Source organism: Pseudomonas sp. R1-15 (genome assembly GCF_051132085.1).
In the GTDB taxonomy this organism is placed as follows: domain Bacteria; phylum Pseudomonadota; class Gammaproteobacteria; order Pseudomonadales; family Pseudomonadaceae; genus Aquipseudomonas.
On record NZ_CP071660.1, the window covers coordinates 2,169,515 to 2,190,943 of the forward strand.

Genomic DNA, 21,429 nt, shown 5'->3' on the forward strand with positions numbered 1-21,429 from the left:
TTTCTTCTACAGAACAGAGCTGGATCAGACTTCGTCGGGGCTGCGCAGGTTGGTGACTGCGATTCGCTGTTCGCGGCGCTGTTCCTTTTGCGACGGCATGTCGGCGCGATAGACGCCTTGATCACCGACGACCCAGGACAGTGGGCGACGCTCCTGGCCGATGGATTCCTGCAGCAGCATCAGGCCTTGCAGGAACGCTTCGGGGCGGGGCGGGCAGCCGGGCACGTAGACATCCACCGGGAGGAACTTGTCGACTCCCTGGACCACGGAATAAATGTCGTACATGCCGCCGGAGTTGGCACACGCGCCCATGGAAATGACCCACTTGGGTTCCAGCATCTGTTCGTACAGGCGCTGGATGATGGGAGCCATTTTCAGGAACGGCGTACCGGCGATAACCATGAAGTCCGCCTGGCGCGGCGATGCCCGGATCACCTCGGCGCCAAAGCGCGCGATGTCGTGGGGCGCCGTGAAGGCGGTGGTCATTTCCACGTAGCAGCACGAAAGGCCGAAGTTGTACGGCCACAGGGAGTTCTTGCGACCCCAGTTTACCGTGCTGTTCAGCACGTCTTCGAGCTTGCCCATGAAGATGTTCTTGTGAACTTGATCCTCTAACGGATCGGAAACGGTTTCCCGCTTGCCGATCGGATACTGCTCGTTAGGAGCATCGGGGTCGATCCTGGTGAGATTGTATTGCATTGCCAAAGCCTCATTGTTTCAGCTTCGCCTGCCGCTTGCGCCGAGCTTCCGGAGCCCAATCAAGAGCCCCCACCCGGTAAAGGTAGACAAGACCTGCCAACAGAATTGCTATGAAAACGAGAGCTTCGACGAATCCGGTCCAGCCGCTTTCGCGGACGGACACAGACCATGCAAAGAGAAAAAGGGCTTCGATATCGAAGATCACGAAGAGCATCGCGACCAGATAGAATTTGGCTGAGAGCCGCAAGCGGGCGCCACCGGTAGGCAGCATGCCGGACTCGAACGGTTCATTCTTGCTGCGGCCCCAGGCTTTTGACCCGAGCAGACTCGACACGCCGAGCATGAAGGCACACAGGCCGACAACACCCAGAAGGAAAATGGCAAAGCCCCAGTTGTGGGCCATGAGTCCTGTCGCTTCGGGCATGCTGGAAATCCTTAACAGAGAGCAAAGGTCTCTGAGCTTGAAAAGAAATAACGCAGTGACGATATGTCGCAGCAATCAATCGCGGTGATTTTATGGCTAAACACCGGGCAAGTAAAATTCCTATAGCGAAATTATTTATTGGAATAAGGACATAGCGCGCCTCCACGACCTCGCGAGCCCGGCCCCGTGGGGATTGGCCGTCGAATGCACAATGGAATTTCGTTTTGGATGTAACAATGGAAACGCCCTTCAAATGATAATTATTATTGTTTGGCCTGTGATCGCCGTATGGGCTCGATGCAACAACTGAGAACATGTCTTATATAGCGGTGATCGCAGTTGTCAGCGCCGGCCGTTTTACTCTTTTTCAGACTGCCCGTTACTGCGTTCGATCAATCTTTTTGCTTTTTCTGTGGGAGCGCTTCCTTAAGGCCTGTCTGGATCCTTGTGGCGAGGGAGCTTGCTCCCGCTTGAGTGCGAAGCGCTCACAAAAAGGCTGCTGCGCAGCCAGCGGGAGCAAGCTCCCTCGCCACAAAATCATTTCATGTGACGAGGTTGCTGCTAAAGCATAGGCAAAAAAAAGCCCCGAACCAGTCGGGGCTTCAAATCGTCGGCTTTGCGGTTAGCTTTTATTCGGTCCGCAAGGGCCGTTTACGCGTGCAATCAGTGGAACTGTTCTTCTTCGGTCGAGCCGGTCAGTGCGGTCACCGACGAGGTACCGCCCTGGATCACCGTGGTCATGTCGTCGAAGTAACCGGTGCCGACTTCCTGCTGGTGGGCCACGAAGGTGTAGCCTTTGGCGGCGTCAGCGAACTCCTGCTCTTGCAGCTTCACGTAGGCGGTCATGTCGTTGCGGGCGTAGTCGTGCGCCAGGTTGAACATGCTGTGCCACATGTTGTGGATGCCGGCCAGAGTGATGAACTGGTGCTTGTAGCCCATGGCGGACAGTTCGCGCTGGAACTTGGCGATGGTCGCGTCGTCCAGGTTCTTCTTCCAGTTGAAGGAAGGCGAGCAGTTGTACGACAGCAGTTGGTCCGGGTATTCCTTCTTGATCGCTTCGGCGAAGCGACGAGCCTCGTCCAGGTCCGGCTTGGCGGTTTCGCACCAGATCAGGTCGGCGTACGGGGCGTAGGCCAGGCCGCGGGCGATGGCCTGGTCGAGACCGGCGCGCACCTTGTAGAAGCCTTCCTGGGTACGGGTGCCGGTGACGAACGGCTGGTCGTACGGATCGCAGTCGGATGTCAGCAGGTCAGCGGCGTTGGCGTCGGTACGGGCCAGAATGATGGTCGGTACGCCGGCAACGTCGGCGGCCAGGCGCGCGGCGGTCAGCTTCTGTACGGCTTCCTGGGTGGGAACCAGTACCTTGCCGCCCATGTGGCCGCATTTTTTAACCGAGGCCAGCTGATCTTCGAAGTGCACGCCGGCGGCGCCTGCCTCGATCATGCTCTTCATCAGTTCGTAGGCGTTCAGTACACCGCCGAAACCGGCTTCGGCGTCAGCCACGATTGGCGCGAAGTAGTCGATGTAGCCTTCGTCGCCCGGGTTCTTGCCGGCTTTCCACTGGATCTGGTCGGCGCGACGGAACGAGTTGTTGATGCGCTTGACCACGGTCGGAACCGAATCCACCGGGTACAGCGACTGGTCGGGGTACATGGACTCGGCGGAGTTGTTGTCCGCGGCCACTTGCCAGCCCGACAGGTAGATGGCCTGGATACCGGCCTTGACCTGCTGCACAGCCTGGCCGCCGGTCAGGGCGCCCATGCAGTTGACGAAGTCTTTCTCGGGACGGAAGGCTGGCTTGGCGCCCTGGGTGACCAGGTTCCACAGCTTCTCGGCGCCCATTTTCGCGAAGGTGTGCTCAGGTTGCACCGAGCCACGCAGACGGACGACGTCAGCAGCCGAATAATTGCGCTTCACGCCTTTCCAGCGCGGGTTTTCAGCCCAGTCTTTTTCAAGGGCTGCAATTTGCTGTTCGCGTGTCAGTGCCATGGAAATAAACCTCGTCGCGTCTTGTATGGATGGTCGTTCCGGGCTGGAAGGTTCCAGCTCGTCAATCGCACCAGTCATTGGTGTGAAGGGCTGCTCGCTGACCAGGAGGCTGGCGTACAAGTCGGTTGAGGCGGGGAGGCGACGGGATGAACGATGGGCTCGAGGGGAAAGTGAGCAGGTAGGGGCGAGCTGCGGGCGCATTCGGGCGTCGTGGGCCTTCATACGAACTCAGAGTGATGCCGGGTTACCTAGTTACGCTTCCGTCCCTCGGGACAACTTCGTTCCAGTCGCAACCTCGTCAAACACACCTTGTGGGCGGTACAGACACGAATCGGCTCGCAGGGTAGTTGCAAGCGTCGACCCGAAGGCCCTTGCCAGGGCCCCTGATTAGCGGGAGCGAGGCCATCATGCCTTCGGTTTTTTGGCTCGTCAAACGTTTTGTAGTGCTTTTTTTCAGGCACTACATCTTTGGTCTAATACGACTTATCAGTCAGTTTCTGGTGCTTCAGTTCAGCGTATCGACCTTGACCCGCAAAATCATGTCATCCCGGCCTTGGGTCGAGTAGCTGCGGGTCAGGCCTTGTTTATCGGCCTGATTCTGCCGATTCACCCCGGCCAGAGTGATCCACTCGCCCAGGCGCCCGCTGACGGTTGTGTCGGTGCTTTGCACGTTCACTACATCGGGACGTTCCTGGCTCATGCGGTCACGGTTGGTGCTGATGCTCAGATGAACGGTCTCGCCGGTGACGCTGGCCGTTACGTAAAACCCTTGGGTGACGTTGCGGTATTCGGTCTGGCTTTGCATGCGCCCATAGCCATCGGTCTGGTTGCTGGTGAAGGGCACGCTCTGGCCCACCTGGATCAGCGCCGGCTGGCCCTCGCTGGCCTGGATCTGCTGCACGCCGCCTTCACGACTGGCGGTGCTGCGGTTGATGATACGGGTCTGGCTGGGTGCGGCTCCGTTGATCGAGTAACCCTGGTCGCCTTGCAGGTTGTTTTCATTGGTGTCGACCGTGATCAGCAAGCGCTTGGGAGCCACGTCGAGCTGCGCCAGGAATTGTCGAAGTTCTTCGATCTTGCCGGGTTCGGCGTTGACGATCAGTTGGTTGCCGTAAGCGCTGACCTGGCCATCCTTGCCGATGAAGTTCTGCGCCACCGGCAGCAAGTCCGCGCTGGTGCGGTAGTTCAGCGGCACGATTTCGGTAGCCGCCATGACTGACAGGCTGCAACCGAGCAGCAGGGTGGTCAGCAGGGTACGTAGGGACATGTCCATTTCTCCGCGAGACAAAAGCTGGATATTGCCAGTTTGTCGGCCCCGGGTGGGGCAAGTTGAATGGTAGACGGCAAAACGCCCCGGCATCGGTGGATGGCGGGGCGTCTTGGGCGTTGCAGGATGTTGTTGCAGGCTGCCTTTGTGGCGAGGGAGCAGTGTTTTGTCGGGCTTTTGGGCAGGGATTGAGGGCCTCTTCGCGAGCAGGCTCGCTCCCACATGTGCGCCGAAGTGATCACCGGATCGGTGTTCGCAGCAGAACCTTGTGGGAGCGAGCCTGCTCGCGAATGCCGCACCACGGTCTCAGATCGAGCGCCGCACCATGTCCACGTGAGGAATCCCGGCTTCGAGGAACTCCTCGCTGACCACCGCAAACCCCAGTCGCTCGTAAAACGGCGTGGCGTGCACCTGGGCGCTGAGCATCTGCTGCTTGAGCCCGCGCTTCTCGGCCTCGGCGATTGCTGCGTGCATCAGCGCATCGCCGACTTTCAGGCCGCGCCAATCCTTCAGGACCGAGACGCGGCCGATATGGCCATCGGTCAGCAGGCGCGCGGTGCCGATGGGGAAGTCGCCTTCGAAGGCCAGGAAATGCACGGCGTCCTGGTCATCCGAATCCCACTCCAACTCCGGCGGCACGGATTGCTCGGCAATGAATACCGCTTCACGAATGCGCCGGATCTCGGCGTTATCCTTTTGCCAGTCTGCGACACGAACGTGAATTTTATTCATCGGCGAACCCCAGGCTACCTTGCTTGACCAATTCATGAATGAGGCCGCGACCGTCCTCGTCGGCCAGCCATGGGCCGAGGTTTTCGATGTGCAGCGCGTCGGCGGCACAGATCATCTTCAACAGGTCGCGCAATTTGCCCGGCAAATAACGGCTCTGGCCGCTGGCGAACAGCAACAGGTCTTCATCGACTTCCGACCAGGCCAGGCGAGCGCTCGGGTTGCGAATGATCACCGCGCCCTGTTCCAGGCCGGCCAGCAGATCGTCCTCTTCCAGCTCCGGGCCGACGACCAGTTCCGGATAGCGCGGCTCGGTCATGAACTGGCCGAACCAGGTCAGCAGCAGGCGCTCGTCGCTCATGTGCTCGGCCAGCAGGCCCTTGAGTCGGTCCAGGGCGTCATGCTGGATCTGATGCGGATCGGCGACAGGCCGCGCATCGGCGTCGGTGTAGCGCTCTTCATCCGGCAGGAACTGGCTGAGGAAGTCGGTGAAATGGGTCAGCACCTCGGCGGCGCTCGGTGCGCGGAAACCCACCGAATAGGTCATGCAGTCATCCACGGCGACGCCGCAGTGGGCCAGGCGCGGCGGCAGGTAGAGCATGTCGCCAGGTTCCAGGACCCATTCCTCGGTCGGCTCGAAATCGGCGAGGATGCGCAAGTCTGCATGGGGCAGCAGCGGGCTTTCGGAGTTGCACATCTGGCCGATTTTCCAGTTGCGCTTGCCGTGGCCCTGCAGCAGGAACACATCGTAGTTATCGAAATGCGGGCCGACGCCGCCACCTGGAGCAGCGAAGCTGATCATCACATCGTCGATGCGCCAGCTCGGCAAAAAGCGGAAATGCTCCAGCAGCTCGCTGACTTCCGGTACGAACTGGTCGACCGCCTGCACCAGCAGGGTCCACTCGCGCTCCGGCAGTTTGCTGAACTCGTCTTCGGCGAACGGGCCGCGACGCAATTCCCAGGGGCGCTCGCCGTGTTCAATCACCAGGCGTGACTCGATCTCTTCCTCAAGCGCAAGGCCGGCCAATTCGTCGGCGTCGATCGGGCTTTCGAAGTCAGGAATGGCCTGGCGGATCAGCAGGGGTTTCTTCTGCCAGTAGTCGCGCAGGAACTCCCGTGCCGTGATACCGCCCAGGAGTTGCAGTGGAATGTCAGAATTCATGTGTAACCTATTGAAAAAATATACTTTTCAGACGCGAATAAAAACGCCCGGCGCGGCCGGGCGTCTCAAAGGTGAAGCGATGTGTCAGATGCGCTTGGCTTGTGCCGCCGCGTTGCCGATGTAGCTGGCCGGGGTCAGCTTCTTCAGCTCTGCCTTGGCCTCGGCAGGCATGTCCAGGCCCTCGATGAAAGTCTGCAACGCGTCCGGGCTGATGCCCTTGCCACGGGTCAGTTCTTTCAGCTTTTCATAGGGGTTTTCGATGTTGTAGCGACGCATCACGGTCTGGATCGGCTCGGCCAGGACTTCCCAGCAGGCATCCAGGTCGGCGGCGATTTTCTGCTCGTTCAGTTCCAGCTTGCTGATGCCCTTGAGGCTGGCCTCGTAGGCGATGACGCTGTGGGCAAAACCTACGCCCAGGTTGCGCAGCACGGTGGAGTCGGTCAGGTCGCGCTGCCAGCGGGAAATCGGCAGCTTGCTCGCCAGGTGCTGGAACAGCGCGTTGGCGATGCCCAGGTTGCCTTCGGAGTTTTCGAAGTCGATCGGATTGACCTTGTGCGGCATGGTCGAGGAACCGATTTCGCCGGCGATGGTGCGCTGCTTGAAGTAACCCAGGGAGATGTAGCCCCAGATGTCACGGTCGAAGTCGATCAGGATGGTGTTGAAGCGCGCGATCGCGTCGAACAGCTCGGCGATGTAGTCATGCGGTTCGATCTGGGTGGTGTACGGGTTGAAGCTCAGGCCCAGCTCGTCTTCGATGAAGGCGCGGGCGTTGGCTTCCCAGTCGATGTCCGGGTAGGCCGACAGGTGGGCGTTGTAGTTGCCCACGGCGCCGTTGATCTTGCCCAGCAGTGGCACGGCGGCCACCTGGGCGATCTGGCGCTCCAGGCGATACACCACGTTTGCCAGCTCCTTGCCCAGGGTGGTCGGCGAAGCCGGTTGACCGTGGGTGCGCGACAGCATCGGCACGTCGGCAAAGCGGATCGCCAGTTCGCGGATGGCCTGGGCGGTCTGGCGCATCAGGGGCAGCATCACCTCGTCACGGCCTTCGCGCAACATCAGGGCGTGGGACAGGTTGTTGATGTCCTCGCTGGTGCAGGCAAAGTGGATGAACTCGCTGACGTTGGCCAGTTCCGGCAGCTTGGCCGCCTGCTCCTTGAGCAGGTATTCGATGGCCTTGACGTCGTGGTTGGTGGTGCGCTCGATCTCTTTGACGCGCTCGGCGTGCTCCAGCGCGAAATCGTCGGCCAGGGCGTTCAGTACCGCGTTGGCTTCGGCGGAAAAGGCCGGTACTTCGCCAATGCCAGGGTGAGCGGCCAGGCGCTGGAGCCAGCGCACTTCAACCAGAACGCGGGCACGGATCAGGCCGTACTCGCTGAAAATAGGGCGCAGGGCCTGGGTTTTGCCGGCGTAGCGGCCGTCTACAGGGGAAACCGCAGTGAGCGAAGAGAGCTGCATGGGGTGTTCTCGGACAGTCGGGCAACGAAATGGGGCGCGTATCATACATGAAATCCAGCGCCGGTCCGTTGCCAACTGACCGGCGTGTTACGCGTATCGAGATAAAACTGTTCATTACCTGTGGCGAGGGAGCTTGCTCCCGCTGGGCTGTAAGCAGCCCCTCAATGTCCACAAGCAGGTCGAGGCGACTTATTCGTTGCGCATCAACGGGTAAAGCTCTTTCAACAATTTGCGTCGGCTGATCACCAACTGCCAGCGATGCCCGCCCAGTTGTCGCCACAGCCGCGCCGAGCGAATCCCGGCCAGCAACAGGGCGCGGATCTTTGAAGCGTTACTAGGCTGCTGCAGGTTACGCATGTCGCCATGCACCTGGATGCGCTGGCGCAGGGTACTCAAGGTGTCCTGGTACAGCGCGCCGCAAGCGGCGATCACGTTCTCGTGGGACGGGCCGAAGTGTTCGACCTGGGACTGGATCTGTGGAAGGCGTTTGCCGATGGTCTCCAGCAGGTCGTCGCGCTTGGCCAGCTGACGCTCGAGGCCCAGCATCGACAGGGCGTAGCGCAGCGGCTCGCGTTGCAGGGCACTGGGGTCGCGCTCCAGGGCGCCGATCAGCGCACGATAGCCTTCGCGCAGGTTCAGGTCATCGCCTCCGTAGACTTCCAGGGTGTCCTTGGGGTCGCGCACCAGCAGGCTGCCGAGCATGCAGCCCAGGCCAGCTTCGGTGGCCTGGCCGGTCTTGGCGATCCGGTCCACCAGCACCGCGGCGAGAAACACCCCGCCGAGTGCCGTCAGTTGTTCCTGGATCGGCGTCATGCCTGGCTGCTCCATGGCTCGGCGACTTCTATCACGCCGCCGCCGAGGCAGACTTCACCTTCGTAGAACACCACGGACTGGCCGGGCGTGACCGCGCGCTGCGGATCATCGAACGTGGCGCGATAGCCGCTGGCGGTTTTTTCCAGGGTGCAGGGCTGGTCGCTCTGGCGGTAGCGAACCTTGGCGGTCAGGCGGCGCGGTTCGCTGAGGTCGATCGGGTTGACCCAATAGATGTCGGAGGCGAGCAGGGCGCGGGAAAACAGCCATGGATGGTCATTGCCCTGGCCAACGATCAGCTCGTTGTGCTCCAGGTCCTTGACCAGCACGTACCAGGGCTCTTCACCGGCATCTTTCAAGCCGCCGATGCCCAGGCCCTGGCGCTGGCCGATGGTGTGGTACATCAGACCGTGGTGGCGGCCGATGACTTCGCCTTCGGTGGTCTTGATCTCGCCCGGCTGGGCCGGCAGGTATTGCTTGAGGAAATCGCTGAAGCGCCGTTCGCCAATGAAGCAGATCCCGGTGGAATCCTTCTTCTTCGCGGTGGCCAGGTCATGTTTCTCGGCAATTGCGCGCACTTCGGGTTTTTCCAGCTCGCCCACCGGGAACAGGGTCTTGGCGATCTGTTCACCGCCGACGGCGTGCAGGAAATAACTCTGGTCCTTGTTCGGGTCCAGGCCCTTGAGCAGCTCGGTACGACCGTCGATGTCGCGGCGGCGCACGTAGTGACCGGTGGCGATCAGGTCGGCGCCGAGCATCATGGCGTAGTCGAGGAACGCCTTGAACTTGATTTCGCGGTTGCAGAGGATGTCCGGGTTCGGCGTGCGACCGGCCTTGTATTCGGCGAGGAAGTGCTCGAACACGTTGTCCCAGTATTCCGCGGCGAAGTTGGCGGTGTGCAGCTTGATGCCGATCCGGTCGCAGACGGCCTGGGCGTCCGCCAGGTCGTCCATGGCGGTGCAGTATTCGGTTCCGTCGTCTTCTTCCCAGTTCTTCATGAACAGGCCTTCCACCTCATAACCCTGCTCGATCAGCAGAAGGGCGGAAACGGAAGAGTCCACGCCGCCGGACATGCCGACTATGACGCGTTGCTTGGGGGTGTTCGAAGAGGCTGGATCACGCATAGGAATTCAATGAGTGTCTTGAAAAAGGACGCGATTCTATCAGGCCCGGGCGTGCAAGGCTAAAGAGAAGGGCGGATAAGCTCCAGGCTGTGGCGATGGCCGGCCAGGTAATCGTCGATGCAGCGGATGACCAGCTCGCTGCGCCAGCGGTCGCGCTGTGCCAGCAATTCGTCGCGGGTCAGCCACTTGGCGCCGAGGATGCCGTCGTCCAGTTGATAGTCCGGGTGGTGTTTCAGGGCTTTGGCGGCGAAGCAGACCCGCTGGTAGGTCACGCCGTTGCTCGGGGCGGTGTAGAGGTAGATGCCGGTGATGCTGGTGGGTTCGACGTCCCAGCCGGTTTCTTCGAGGGTTTCACGTATGGCGGCTTGGATCAGTGTTTCGTTCGGGTCCAGGTGGCCGGCGGGCTGGTTGAGCACTGCTCGTCCGCCCTTGGATTCTTCGACCATCAGGAAGCGGCCATGGTCTTCGACGATGGTGGCGACGGTGATGTGGGGTTGCCAGTTCATGAGATTCCTCTATTTCTCGGATTTGGTTGGCTGAGTACATATCCATTGCTGCGGTCACGGCTGCTTAGGGTTCCGCCCTTACGGCGGGTCACTTTTTTCAGACGCCAAAAAAGTAACCAAAAAGGCTTTGGGGGTATGACTCACCCACATAGGTTACAAATCAGTTCACTCACATAGGTAACAGTTTTCAACTGGCAGGGTCGGTTTTCGAGGATCTGACCGTGCCATGGCGAGACCTATGGACCTGAAACTGCTATTCATCGCGGACTACATCAAAGGCCCGCCCAGCTATACCCCCATCTAATTGTGGGAGCGAGCCTGCTCGCTGGCCGGGTTTCGTTGATTGAGTACATATCCATTGCTGCGGTCACGGCTGCTTAGGGTTCCGCCCTTACGGCGGGTCACTTTTTTCAGACGCCAAAAAAGTAACCAAAAAGGCTTAGCCCCACCACTCGGTGCCTCGCCTGGGCTCGGCATGCCCTCACTCCGGCATTGCTCCGTGGGCCGCCGCGAAGGGCCATCCATGGCCCAGCGCGGCTAACCCGGCATCCATGCCGGGTTGCCCACTGCGCAACGCCTGCGTTCGGCCATCGTGGTTAACGGGGCGCCCCAGATCAAGATCAGGATCAAGATCAAGATCAAGATCGAAAGCGAGGCGGCCTGTCTCTTTGGCTATACCCCGATCTAATTGTGGGAGCGAGCCTGCTCGCGAAGGCGGCCTGACAGCCGACCTGTCTCTGCCGGCTCTGCTTCAATCCCCCTGTGGGAGCGAGCTTGCTCGCGATAGCGGTGGGTCAGTCAGCATCTGAATTGAATGATGAATCGCAATCGCGAGCAAGCTCGCTCCCACAGGGGAAAATGGTTGTGGTGGCCCGGAAACACAAACCCCGGCACAGGGCCGGGGTTTGTGGTGTTTCCTTGCAACCTTATACCAGCGCAGCAATCGCCGCGTTGAAGGTGTTGCTCGGGCGCATGGCCTTGCTGGTCAGCTCGGGGTTGGCGAAGTAGTAGCCGCCGATGTCCACTGGCTTACCTTGGACGGCGTTGAGCTCGGCAACGATTTTTTCTTCGTTGTCGGTCAGGGTCTTGGCCAGGGTGGTGAACTGCGCCTTCAGGGCTGCGTCGTCATCCTGGGCGGCCAGTGCCTGGGCCCAGAACAGGGTCAGGTAGAAGTGGCTGCCGCGGTTGTCGATGCCGCCGACCTTGCGCGAAGGCGACTTGTTGCGGTCCAGGAATTCGCCAGTCGCCTGGTCGAGAGTCTTGGCCAGCACCAGTGCTTTCGGGTTGTTGTAGGTCACGCCCAGGTGTTCCAGGGATGCGGCCAGGGCCAGGAACTCGCCCAGGGAATCCCAACGCAGGAAGTTCTCTTCCAGCAATTGCTGCACGTGCTTGGGTGCCGAGCCGCCGGCGCCGGTTTCGAACAGGCCGCCACCGTTCATCAGTGGCACGATCGAGAGCATCTTGGCGCTGGTGCCCAGTTCCATGATCGGGAACAGGTCGGTCAGGTAGTCACGCAGTACGTTGCCGGTCACCGAGATGGTGTCCTTGCCTTCGCGGGTACGCGCCAGGGTGAACTTCATCGCGTCGACAGGCGACATGATGCGGATCTCCAGGCCGCTGGTATCGTGATCCTTCAGGTAAGCCTGGACCTTCTCGATCATCACGCCATCGTGGGCGCGCATCGGGTCGAGCCAGAAGATTGCCGGGGTGCTGCTGGCGCGGGCGCGGTTGACGGCGAGCTTGACCCAATCCTGGATCGGCGCGTCCTTGGTCTGGCACATGCGGAAGATATCGCCAGCCTCGACGTTCTGCTCCAGCAGGGTGCGACCGTTGTTGTCCGAGACGCGGACCACACCGTCAGTCTTGATCTGGAAGGTCTTGTCGTGGGAGCCGTACTCTTCGGCTTTCTTGGCCATCAGGCCGACGTTCGGCACGCTGCCCATGGTGGTCGGGTCGAAGGCGCCGTGTTGCTTGCAGTCTTCGATCACGGCCTGGTAGATGGTCGCGTAGCAGCGATCCGGGATCACGGCCTTGGTGTCGTGCAGCTGGCCGTCGGTGCCCCACATCTTGCCGGAGTCACGGATCATGGCTGGCATCGAGGCGTCGACGATGACGTCACTCGGCACGTGCAGGTTGGTGATGCCTTTGTCGGAGTTGACCATCGCCAGTGCCGGACGAACGGCATAGACCGCCTGGATGTCGGCTTCGATCTGCGCCTGCTGCTCGGCCGGCAGGGCCTTGATGCGGGCGTACAGGTCGCCGATGCCGTTGTTCAGGTTGAAGCCGATCTGCTCCAGTACCTGGGCGTGCTTGGCCAGCGCGTCCTTATAGTACTCAGCCACGATCTGGCCGAACATGATCGGGTCGGAGACCTTCATCATGGTCGCCTTGAGGTGAACCGACAGCAACACGCCTTTCTGCTTGGCGTCTTCGATTTCGGCGGCGATGAAATTGCGCAGGGCATTTTTGCTCATGACCGCGCAATCGAGGATCTCACCGGCTTGGACGGTGGTTTTTTCCTTCAGGACAGTGGCAGTACCGTCCTTGGCGATCAACTCGATCTTCACGCTGCCCGCGGCGTCGATCAGGGCGGCTTTTTCGCTGCCGTAGAAATCGCCGGTGCTCATGTGGGCCACGTGGGATTTGGAATCGGCAGCCCAGGCGCCCATCTTGTGCGGATGCTTGCGAGCGTAGTTCTTCACCGACAGCGGCGCGCGGCGGTCGGAGTTGCCTTCGCGCAGGACCGGGTTCACGGCGCTGCCCTTGACCTTGTCGTAACGGGCGCGGACTTCTTTCTCGGCGTCGGTGGTCACGGTTTCCGGGTAGTCCGGCAGTGCGTAGCCCTGGGCCTGCAATTCCTTGATCGCGGCCTGCAGTTGCGGCACCGAGGCGCTGATGTTCGGCAGCTTGATGATGTTGGCTTCAGGCGTGACGGCCAGGTCGCCCAGTTCGGCGAGGTGGTCGGCTACGGCTTTGTCACCCAGTTGCTCGGGGAAGCTGGCCAGGATGCGCCCTGCGAGGGAGATATCGCGGGTTTCCACGGCGATATCGGCCGAAGCGGTGAAGGCTTCGACGATCGGCAGCAGCGAATAGGTGGCGAGGGCAGGCGCTTCGTCGGTGAAGGTATAGATGATCTTCGAGCGGGTGGGCATATTCGGATTAACTCTCTTCTTTGCTAAAGCATGCGCAGAAACTCGAGGGGCGCCGGGTAAGCGCGTTCGTTCAAAGTCATCCGTGAGCCGAATGTCGAGGTTTCTTCGCGGTGATGTTGGGTGCATCAGTCGAGCGTCAAGCGGTCGGGCCGCGGTAACGGTCCGGCTTTCAAATTGGCGGAAAGTCTCGTGATAGAGCCGTCAGCCATCGTGACCCTGTGGTCAGCGGCGGCATTATACATAGGTAGCTGGCGATCTGCCGACGGTTCATAGACTTCCGTACACGTCCATTGGTCTAAACGTCGCAGGCCGCGGGGCTGGACTATGCTCAAGTTTGGCGCTTTTCCCTTGGTTTTCAGGCTTGTACGCGGCGAACTCGGTTTATTTGCCGAGGACGGGCCGAACGTAGGGTTTGCGTGCCGATACAACTGGGGTACGCTCGAACGCAGCCAGATGTTCAATCCAAGCAATGGAGTTCAGCATGGGGTATCAAAAGATTCAGGTTCCAGCCGTCGGTGACAAAATCACCGTCAATGCAGACCATTCTCTTAATGTTCCCGACAATCCGATCATCCCTTTCATTGAAGGTGACGGCATTGGCGTTGATATCAGTCCGGTCATGATCAAGGTTGTCGACGCCGCGGTCGAGAAGGCTTATGGCGGCAAGCGCAAGATTTCCTGGATGGAAGTCTATGCCGGTGAAAAAGCCACCCAGGTCTACGACCAGGACACCTGGCTTCCCCAGGAAACCCTGGACGCGGTCAAGGACTACGTGGTTTCCATCAAGGGCCCGCTGACCACGCCGGTCGGTGGCGGTATCCGCTCGTTGAACGTCGCGCTGCGCCAGCAGCTGGACCTGTATGTCTGCCTGCGCCCGGTGCGCTGGTTCGAGGGTGTGCCAAGCCCGGTGAAGAAGCCTGGCGATGTCGACATGACAATCTTCCGCGAGAACTCCGAAGACATCTATGCAGGCATCGAATGGAAGGCCGGTTCGGCCGAGGCCACCAAGGTCATCAAGTTCCTCAAGGAGGAAATGGGTGTCACCAAGATCCGCTTCGACGAAGATTGCGGTATCGGCGTCAAGCCGGTTTCCAAGCAGGGCACCAAACGTCTGGCGCGCAAAGCCTTGCAATATGTTGTCGACAATGACCGCGATTCGCTGACCATCGTGCACAAAGGCAACATCATGAAGTTCACCGAAGGTGCCTTCAAGGAATGGGCCTACGAAGTGGCGGCCGAAGAGTTCGGCGCAACCCTGCTCGACGGCGGGCCCTGGATGCAGTTCAAGAATCCGCGGACCGGCAAGAATGTCGTGGTCAAGGATGCCATCGCCGACGCCATGCTCCAGCAGATCCTGCTGCGCCCGGCCGAGTACGACGTGATCGCAACCCTGAACCTCAACGGCGACTATCTCTCCGACGCCCTGGCGGCCGAAGTGGGCGGTATCGGTATCGCGCCGGGTGCCAACCTGTCGGACACTGTGGCGATGTTCGAGGCCACTCATGGCACCGCGCCCAAATATGCCGGCAAGGACCAGGTCAACCCGGGTTCGCTGATCCTGTCGGCGGAAATGATGCTGCGTCACATGGGCTGGATCGAAGCGGCCGACCTGATCATCAAGGGCACCAACGGCGCGATCTCGGCCAAGACCGTGACCTATGACTTCGAACGCCTGATGGACGGAGCCAAGCTGGTATCGTCTTCCGGCTTTGGTGATGCACTGATTTCGCACATGTAGGCGGATCGTTACGCAACTGAAAACGCCCGGCTCGAGTGATCGATCCGGGCGTTTTGCCTGAGGAGGGGCGGGTGTGTCAGCCTTTTTCGGAGGCGATGACGTGCTCCAGGGCGTTGACGGATTCGGGCGTGGCGTCGGCGTTGTCCTGCGCGACGGGCGTGATGGCGATCGCGTGTACGCCCTTGGGACCCTGGATCATGCTGAACGACACGGTTTGCCCGGCCTTCAAGGTCTTGTAGCCGTCCATCAGGATCGCCGAGTAGTGAGCGAACAGGTCTTCCTTATTCGGATCGCCATCGCGATTGATAAACCCGAAGCCCTTGGAGTTGTTGAACCATTTGACCTTGCCCTTGAATGTCATCCCGCTGCCCGGCATACCAATATCCCTCTGCAACACACCCCGCCATGGGAGTATCATCCTGATCATCCGCCGTCGATCGCCGAAATCGGATTGACTTCACGGACCTTTTTAACCCACGGTGGGCTCTATTGGTTGTAACACCGATTTGCCGATAGTCAAGGTGATCGGGCAGTAGCGGTTGAAATCGCCTGCAAGCGGCCCCATCACTGTATTCGCCAACTAAACGAACCTTTCTTTCCATGCATGCAATCAGCCAGATTCGACTAACATTCAATCAGGATCGCCCGGATCTACATGACGACGATTCAGCGGGTATTGCTGTTCAGGAATCAAAGCCCGCTTTACAGGCTCCACCGATGTACAAGGTGGTTTTGTTCAACGATGACTACACACCGATGGATTTCGTCGTCGAAGTGCTCGAGGTGTTTTTTAACCTGAATCGCGAGCTGGCGACCAAGGTCATGCTGGCCGTCCATACAGAGGGACGGGCAGTATGTGGAGTGTTTACCCGCGACATCGCCGAGACAAAGGCCATGCAGGTCAACCAGTACGCCCGGGAAAGCCAGCATCCGCTACTCTGTGAAATCGAGAAGGACGGTTAACGCCGACCACTTGGGTATGAGGTGAAGCTATGTTAAACCGCGAGCTCGAAGTCACCCTCAATCTTGCCTTCAAGGAGGCTCGTTCGAAGCGTCATGAATTCATGACCGTCGAACACCTGCTGCTGGCCCTATTGGATAATGAGGCTGCCGCCACCGTTTTGCGTGCCTGCGGCGCAAACCTCGATAAACTCAAGCATGATCTGCAGGAGTTCATCGACTCCACCACGCCATTGATCCCCGTTCACGACGAGGATCGCGAAACCCAGCCAACCCTGGGCTTCCAGCGTGTACTGCAGCGTGCTGTCTTTCACGTACAGAGCTCGGGCAAGCGCGAAGTCACCGGCGCCAATGTCCTGGTCGCGATCTTCAGCGAGCAGGAAAGCCAGGCGGTCTTCCTGCTCAAGCAGCAGAGCGTGGCGCGTATCGATGTCGTCAACTACATCGCCCATGGCATCTCCAAGGTGCCCGGGCATGGCGATCATTCCGAGGGTGAGCAGGACATGCAGGACGACGAGGGCGGTGAGTCTTCTTCTTCAGGCAATCCCCTGGATGCCTATGCCAGCAACCTGAACGAACTGGCGCGCCAGGGCCGTATCGACCCGCTGGTCGGGCGCGAGGCGGAAGTCGAGCGCGTGGCGCAGATCCTGGCCCGGCGTCGCAAGAACAATCCGCTGCTGGTAGGCGAGGCGGGCGTGGGCAAGACCGCGATCGCCGAAGGCCTGGCCAAGCGCATCGTCGATAACCAGGTGCCGGACCTGCTGGCCAACAGTGTCGTGTATTCGCTCGACCTGGGTGCCTTGCTGGCCGGTACCAAATACCGCGGCGACTTCGAGAAACGCTTCAAGGCGCTGCTCGGCGAGCTGAAGAAACGGCCGCAGGCGATCCTGTTCATCGACGAGATCCACACCATTATCGGTGCCGGTGCTGCGTCGGGTGGCGTCATGGATGCCTCGAACCTGCTCAAGCCGTTGCTCTCGTCGGGTGATATCCGTTGCATCGGCTCGACCACGTTCCAGGAATTCCGTGGCATTTTCGAGAAAGACCGTGCTTTGGCCCGGCGTTTCCAGAAAGTCGACGTCTCGGAGCCGTCGGTGGAAGACACCATCGGCATCCTGCGCGGCCTGAAAGGGCGTTTCGAGCTGCACCACAGCATCGAATACAGCGACGAAGCGTTGCGCGCGGCCGCCGAGCTGGCCTCGCGCTACATCAATGATCGGCATATGCCGGACAAAGCCATCGATGTCATCGACGAGGCGGGTGCCTATCAGCGCCTGCAACCGGTGGAGAATCGCGTCAAGCGCATCGAGGTGCCGCAGGTCGAGGACATCGTTGCGAAGATCGCGCGGATTCCCCCAAAACACGTCACCAGTTCCGACAAGGAGCTGCTGCGTAACCTGGAGCGCGACCTGAAGCTCACGGTGTTCGGCCAGGATGCGGCCATCGACTCGCTGTCGACCGCCATCAAGCTATCGCGTGCAGGTCTCAAGTCGCCAGACAAGCCGGTCGGTTCGTTCCTGTTCGCCGGGCCTACCGGTGTCGGCAAGACCGAGGCGGCACGGCAGTTGGCCAAGGCGATGGGTATCGAGCTGGTGCGCTTCGACATGTCCGAGTACATGGAGCGTCACACCGTATCGCGGCTGATTGGTGCGCCTCCGGGCTATGTCGGGTTCGACCAGGGCGGTCTGCTGACCGAGGCGATCACCAAGCAGCCGCACTGCGTGCTGTTGCTCGATGAAATCGAGAAGGCGCATCCGGAAGTCTTCAACCTGCTGCTGCAGGTCATGGACCACGGTACGCTGACCGACAACAACGGGCGCAAGGCGGATTTCCGCAACGTGATCATCATCATGACCACCAACGCCGGCGCTGAAACCGCCGCGCGCGCTTCGATCGGTTTCACCCATCAGGACCACTCGTCCGATGCGATGGAAGTGATCAAGAAGAGCTTCACGCCTGAGTTCCGTAACCGCCTGGACACCATCATCCAGTTTGGTCGCCTCAGTCATGAAGTCATCAAGAGCGTGGTGGACAAGTTCCTTACCGAACTCCAGGCGCAGCTCGAAGACAAGCGTGTGTTGCTGGAAGTCACCGATGCAGCCCGCAGCTGGCTGGCCGAAGGTGGCTACGATGTGACGATGGGAGCGCGGCCAATGGCTCGCCTGATCCAGGACAAGATCAAGCGTCCACTGGCGGAGGAAATCCTCTTTGGCGAACTGGCCGAGCATGGCGGTGTGGTCCACATCGACATCAAGGATGGCGAGCTGACGTTCGACTTCGAAACCACGGCGGAAATGGCCTGATCGTAAATCGCAATAAGCAAAAGGCGCCGAAAGGCGCCTTTTTGCTATATGCGACACCGTAATCCCATGTGGGAGCGAGCTTGCTCGCGATGGCTGCGGCACATTCGACACCGATGCAAACTGACCCACCGCTATCGCGAGCAAGCTCGCTCCCACAGTGTTTCGGGGCAGCCATCAAATCCCAGGCAAACAAAAACGCCCGACATGAGCCGGGCGTTTTGTATTGACTTGTTAGCGAGCGCGGTAAGTGATGCGCCCTTTGCTCAAGTCATAGGGCGTCAGCTCGACGCGCACTTTGTCACCGGTAAGAATACGAATGTAGTTCTTGCGCATCTTGCCGGAGATATGCGCGGTTACGACGTGCCCATTTTCCAACTCCACACGAAACATGGTGTTGGGCAGGGTGTCGACGACAGTGCCTTCCATTTCGAAGCTGTCTTCTTTCGACATGCAGTAAAGCCCTCGGTATCCAGTGAATGGCCCGGTGCAACTGCGCCAGGCAAAAGCGGCGTGCATTGTGCCCGAAAAAGGGGGGGCAAGCCAAGGGGTTCTTGGGATACTCGACGAGTCGGGTACTTGCATCGGGGCACTCATTGCGAGCGAGCCCTTAGTTCAGGACAACCCACCGCTGATTGATCAGCAATTCAATGGGCCGATATTGGGTCTTGTAGTTCATTTTTTTGCAGTTCTTGATCCAGTAGCCCAAGTACACCGCATCCAGGCCCAGGCGCCGGCATTCGTTGATCTGCCAGAGAATCGCAAAACGCCCCAGGCTGCGTTTTTCTTCGTCGGGCTCATAGAAGGTGTACACCGCCGAAAGCCCATTGGGCAGCAGGTCGGTGACGGCGATGGCGACCAGTCGGTCATCGAGGCGGAACTCGTAGAAGCGCGAGAACGGCAGGTCGCGCACCAGGAACGTCGAGAATTGATCCCGGCTGGGCGGGTACATGTCGCCATCGGCGTGGCGTTGCTCGATATAGCGCTGGTACAGGTCAAAATATTCTTCGGTAAATTGCGGCTTGGCCGGGCGCACCTGCAAGTCGGCGTTGCGCTTGAAAATACGCTTTTGCTGGCGATTGGGTGTGAATCGCGCCACGGGAATGCGCGCCGGAACGCACGCATTGCAGTGCTGGCAATGGGGCCGGTAAAGATGATCGCCACTGCGCCGAAAGCCCATTTCCGACAGGTCTGCGTAGACATGCACATCCATGGGCTGGCTCGGGTCGAGGAACAGGGTCGTGGCCTGTTCCTCCGGCAGATAACTGCAAGAGTGAGGTTGAGTGGCATAGAACTTCAAGCGCGCCAACTCGGTCATGATCAACCCTCGGGATAAAACTTCAATTCAAGTGTAAGCCAGTCGCGCGAATATCGCTCAGCAAAGCCAAGTGGCCTGGTTGGGCTGGTCCAGGTGCGCCTTCAAGTAATCGGCAAACGCTGCGCGGGGAATCGACCGGGCGCCCAGGCTGTGCAGGTGCTCGGTGGGCATCTGGCAGTCAATGAGCACGAAACCCGCTTCCTTGAGATGTTGGACCAGGGTTGCGAAGCCGAATTTCGACGCATTGTCGGCCCGGCTGAACATCGACTCACCGAAAAACAGCTGCCCCATCGCCAGGCCATACAAGCCGCCCACCAACTGGTCCTGGTCCCAGACCTCCACCGAATGGGCGAAGCCACGCCGGTGCAGTTCCAGATAAGCGGTCTGCATGGCGTCGGTGATCCAGGTGCCGTCGGCATAATCGCGGGGTGCGGCGCAGGCCTTGATGACCGCCGCGAAGTCCCGGTCGAACGTCACTTGATAGCGCTGCTTGCGCAATAGCTTGTTCAGGCTACGGGAAACATGCAGTTCGTCGGGAAACAGCACGGTGCGCGGGTCCGGTGACCACCACAGGATCGACTGTCCTTCCGAGAACCATGGAAAGCAGCCGTGACGATAGGCCTGGATCAACCGATCGGCGCAAAGGTCTCCGCCGGCGGCCAGCAAGCCACTGGGGTCGCGCATGGCTTTTTCCAGCGGTGGGAAATCGAACGTGTTGCGTTGTAACCAGGTCAGCATCGTTATCCGGACTTGCAGAAGGGGAGGGGAGCGGGCCCTGTCATAGGCCCGCCTTAGAGGTTAACCGTCAAACGGCCGGGATGTCATCGAGATACTTCTCTGCATCCAGCGCGGCCATGCAACCGGCGCCAGCGGACGTAATGGCCTGGCGATAGACGTGGTCAGCCACGTCGCCGGCGGCAAAAACACCTTCGATGTCAGTGGCGGTGGCATTGCCTTCGCTGCCGCCGCGCACAATCAGGTAGCCGTCGCGCATCTTCAGCTGGCCCTGGAACAGATCGGTGTTGGGTTTGTGCCCGATGGCGATGAACACCCCGGCCAGGGATAACGTGCTGGTATCGCCCGTCTCGCTGTGCCGCAGGCGCGCGCCGGTCACGCCGCTGGCGTCACCCAGCACTTCATCCAGGTTCTGGTTCCAGTGCAGGCGGATATTGCCGTTGGCTGCCTTTTCGAAGAGCTTGTCCTGCAATATCTTTTCCGCGCGCAGCTTGTCGCGGCGGTGAATCAGGTGAACTTCCCTGGCGATGTTCGACAGGTACAAGGCTTCTTCAACCGCCGTGTTACCGCCACCGATAACGGCCACCACCTGGTTTCGATAAAAGAAGCCATCGCAGGTCGCGCAGGCGGACACGCCTTTGCCGGCGAAGGTTTCCTCCGAAGACAGGCCCAGGTATTGAGCCGAGGCGCCGGTTGCGATGATCAATGCGTCGCAGGTATAGGTGCCGCTGTCGCCGACCAGTTCGAACGGTCGCTGTTGCAACTTGGCGGTATGGATATGGTCGTAGACGATCTGCGTGTCGAAGCGCTCGGCGTGCCGCTGCATGCGCTCCATGAGTACGGGGCCGGTCAGGCCTTCGACATCGCCGGGCCAGTTATCGACTTCGACCGTGGTGGTGAGCTGGCCACCGGCCTGTATGCCGGTAATGACAACGGGTTTGAGGTTGGCGCGGGCCGCATAGACAGCCGCGCTGTACCCTGCAGGGCCGGAACCGAGAATGATCAGGCGTGAATGCTTCGCTTCGCTCATAAAAAACACCTCATAAGCCTTTGTCACAAAA

Annotated in this window: 19 protein-coding genes; 3 read left to right on the forward strand and 16 right to left on the reverse strand. The window is 60.0% G+C overall.

Translation table 11 applies throughout. The annotated features are described in order from the left end of the window. Nucleotides 1-24 precede the first annotated feature (24 nt). From J3P97_RS09860 to J3P97_RS09910, 11 genes are all read right to left on the reverse strand, one after another. A complete protein-coding gene (locus J3P97_RS09860) occupies nucleotides 25-699 on the reverse strand; it encodes a NuoB/complex I 20 kDa subunit family protein (RefSeq protein ID WP_186609323.1) in 675 nt (224 codons plus the stop codon). 10 nt (nucleotides 700-709) lie between these two features. Next, nucleotides 710-1,123 (reverse strand): NADH-quinone oxidoreductase subunit A, encoded by a 414-nt coding sequence (locus J3P97_RS09865; RefSeq protein ID WP_030141323.1) that lies wholly within the window; start codon nucleotides 1,121-1,123, stop codon nucleotides 710-712. 663 nt (nucleotides 1,124-1,786) lie between these two features. Beyond that, on the reverse strand, nucleotides 1,787-3,112 hold the full coding sequence (aceA, locus tag J3P97_RS09870) for an isocitrate lyase (protein WP_014337679.1): 1,326 nt from the start codon (nucleotides 3,110-3,112) through the stop codon (nucleotides 1,787-1,789). 505 nt (nucleotides 3,113-3,617) lie between these two features. Then, the gene (locus J3P97_RS09875) at nucleotides 3,618-4,379 is read right to left on the reverse strand and encodes a secretin N-terminal domain-containing protein (protein ID WP_434674025.1); all 762 of its coding nucleotides are present in this window, start codon (nucleotides 4,377-4,379) and stop codon (nucleotides 3,618-3,620) included. Nucleotides 4,380-4,685: 306 nt separating this feature from the next. Beyond that, complete coding sequence (locus J3P97_RS09880; RefSeq protein WP_434674026.1) at nucleotides 4,686-5,111, reverse strand: GNAT family N-acetyltransferase; 426 nt, start codon at nucleotides 5,109-5,111, stop codon at nucleotides 4,686-4,688. Then, complete coding sequence (locus J3P97_RS09885) at nucleotides 5,104-6,270, reverse strand: JmjC domain-containing protein (RefSeq protein WP_434603712.1); 1,167 nt, start codon at nucleotides 6,268-6,270, stop codon at nucleotides 5,104-5,106. The genes J3P97_RS09880 and J3P97_RS09885 overlap by 8 nt, the downstream gene beginning before the upstream one ends. A gap of 84 nt (nucleotides 6,271-6,354) precedes the next feature. Beyond that, entirely contained in the window at nucleotides 6,355-7,725 is a 1,371-nt protein-coding gene (gene purB / locus J3P97_RS09890) for an adenylosuccinate lyase (RefSeq protein WP_434569019.1), read from the reverse strand. Nucleotides 7,726-7,914: 189 nt separating this feature from the next. After that, nucleotides 7,915-8,538 (reverse strand): high frequency lysogenization protein HflD, encoded by a 624-nt coding sequence (gene hflD / locus J3P97_RS09895; RefSeq protein WP_305495552.1) that lies wholly within the window; start codon nucleotides 8,536-8,538, stop codon nucleotides 7,915-7,917. Then, on the reverse strand, nucleotides 8,535-9,659 hold the full coding sequence (gene mnmA / locus J3P97_RS09900; protein WP_434674027.1) for a tRNA 2-thiouridine(34) synthase MnmA: 1,125 nt from the start codon (nucleotides 9,657-9,659) through the stop codon (nucleotides 8,535-8,537). The genes hflD and mnmA overlap by 4 nt, the downstream gene beginning before the upstream one ends. A gap of 59 nt (nucleotides 9,660-9,718) precedes the next feature. Beyond that, entirely contained in the window at nucleotides 9,719-10,165 is a 447-nt protein-coding gene (locus tag J3P97_RS09905) for an NUDIX hydrolase (RefSeq protein WP_434603718.1), read from the reverse strand. A gap of 926 nt (nucleotides 10,166-11,091) precedes the next feature. After that, nucleotides 11,092-13,317, reverse strand: coding sequence for an NADP-dependent isocitrate dehydrogenase (locus J3P97_RS09910; RefSeq protein ID WP_434603720.1), 2,226 nt, complete (start codon nucleotides 13,315-13,317; stop codon nucleotides 11,092-11,094). 481 nt (nucleotides 13,318-13,798) lie between these two features. Here J3P97_RS09910 and icd point away from each other — a divergent pair, with 481 nt between their 5' ends. After that, the gene (gene icd, locus J3P97_RS09915; protein ID WP_434674028.1) at nucleotides 13,799-15,055 is read left to right on the forward strand and encodes an NADP-dependent isocitrate dehydrogenase; all 1,257 of its coding nucleotides are present in this window, start codon (nucleotides 13,799-13,801) and stop codon (nucleotides 15,053-15,055) included. A gap of 76 nt (nucleotides 15,056-15,131) precedes the next feature. Here icd and J3P97_RS09920 read toward each other — a convergent pair whose 3' ends face one another. Beyond that, complete coding sequence (locus tag J3P97_RS09920; protein WP_434674029.1) at nucleotides 15,132-15,431, reverse strand: cold shock domain-containing protein; 300 nt, start codon at nucleotides 15,429-15,431, stop codon at nucleotides 15,132-15,134. A 224-nt stretch (nucleotides 15,432-15,655) separates the two neighbouring features. Between J3P97_RS09920 and clpS the strand changes: the two genes are divergently transcribed. Beyond that, nucleotides 15,656-16,018 carry an ATP-dependent Clp protease adapter ClpS gene (clpS, locus tag J3P97_RS09925; RefSeq protein ID WP_305495541.1) on the forward strand — a complete coding sequence of 121 codons (363 nt, stop codon included), beginning with the start codon at nucleotides 15,656-15,658 and terminating at the stop codon, nucleotides 16,016-16,018. Nucleotides 16,019-16,047: 29 nt separating this feature from the next. After that, on the forward strand, nucleotides 16,048-18,318 hold the full coding sequence (gene clpA, locus J3P97_RS09930) for an ATP-dependent Clp protease ATP-binding subunit ClpA (RefSeq protein WP_434603725.1): 2,271 nt from the start codon (nucleotides 16,048-16,050) through the stop codon (nucleotides 18,316-18,318). 231 nt (nucleotides 18,319-18,549) lie between these two features. Here the strand turns inward: clpA and infA are convergent, their stop codons facing one another. The 4 genes from infA to trxB all read right to left on the reverse strand — a co-directional run bounded on the left by infA (nucleotide 18,550) and on the right by trxB (nucleotide 21,398). Continuing rightward, complete coding sequence (gene infA / locus J3P97_RS09935; protein WP_002553999.1) at nucleotides 18,550-18,768, reverse strand: translation initiation factor IF-1; 219 nt, start codon at nucleotides 18,766-18,768, stop codon at nucleotides 18,550-18,552. A gap of 157 nt (nucleotides 18,769-18,925) precedes the next feature. Next, nucleotides 18,926-19,633, reverse strand: a complete 708-nt coding sequence (locus J3P97_RS09940) for an arginyltransferase (protein ID WP_434569013.1) — start codon at nucleotides 19,631-19,633, stop codon at nucleotides 18,926-18,928. A gap of 57 nt (nucleotides 19,634-19,690) precedes the next feature. Then, nucleotides 19,691-20,371, reverse strand: coding sequence for a leucyl/phenylalanyl-tRNA--protein transferase (aat, locus tag J3P97_RS09945; protein WP_434674030.1), 681 nt, complete (start codon nucleotides 20,369-20,371; stop codon nucleotides 19,691-19,693). 67 nt (nucleotides 20,372-20,438) lie between these two features. After that, entirely contained in the window at nucleotides 20,439-21,398 is a 960-nt protein-coding gene (gene trxB / locus J3P97_RS09950) for a thioredoxin-disulfide reductase (RefSeq protein ID WP_434674031.1), read from the reverse strand. Nucleotides 21,399-21,429 lie beyond the last annotated feature (31 nt).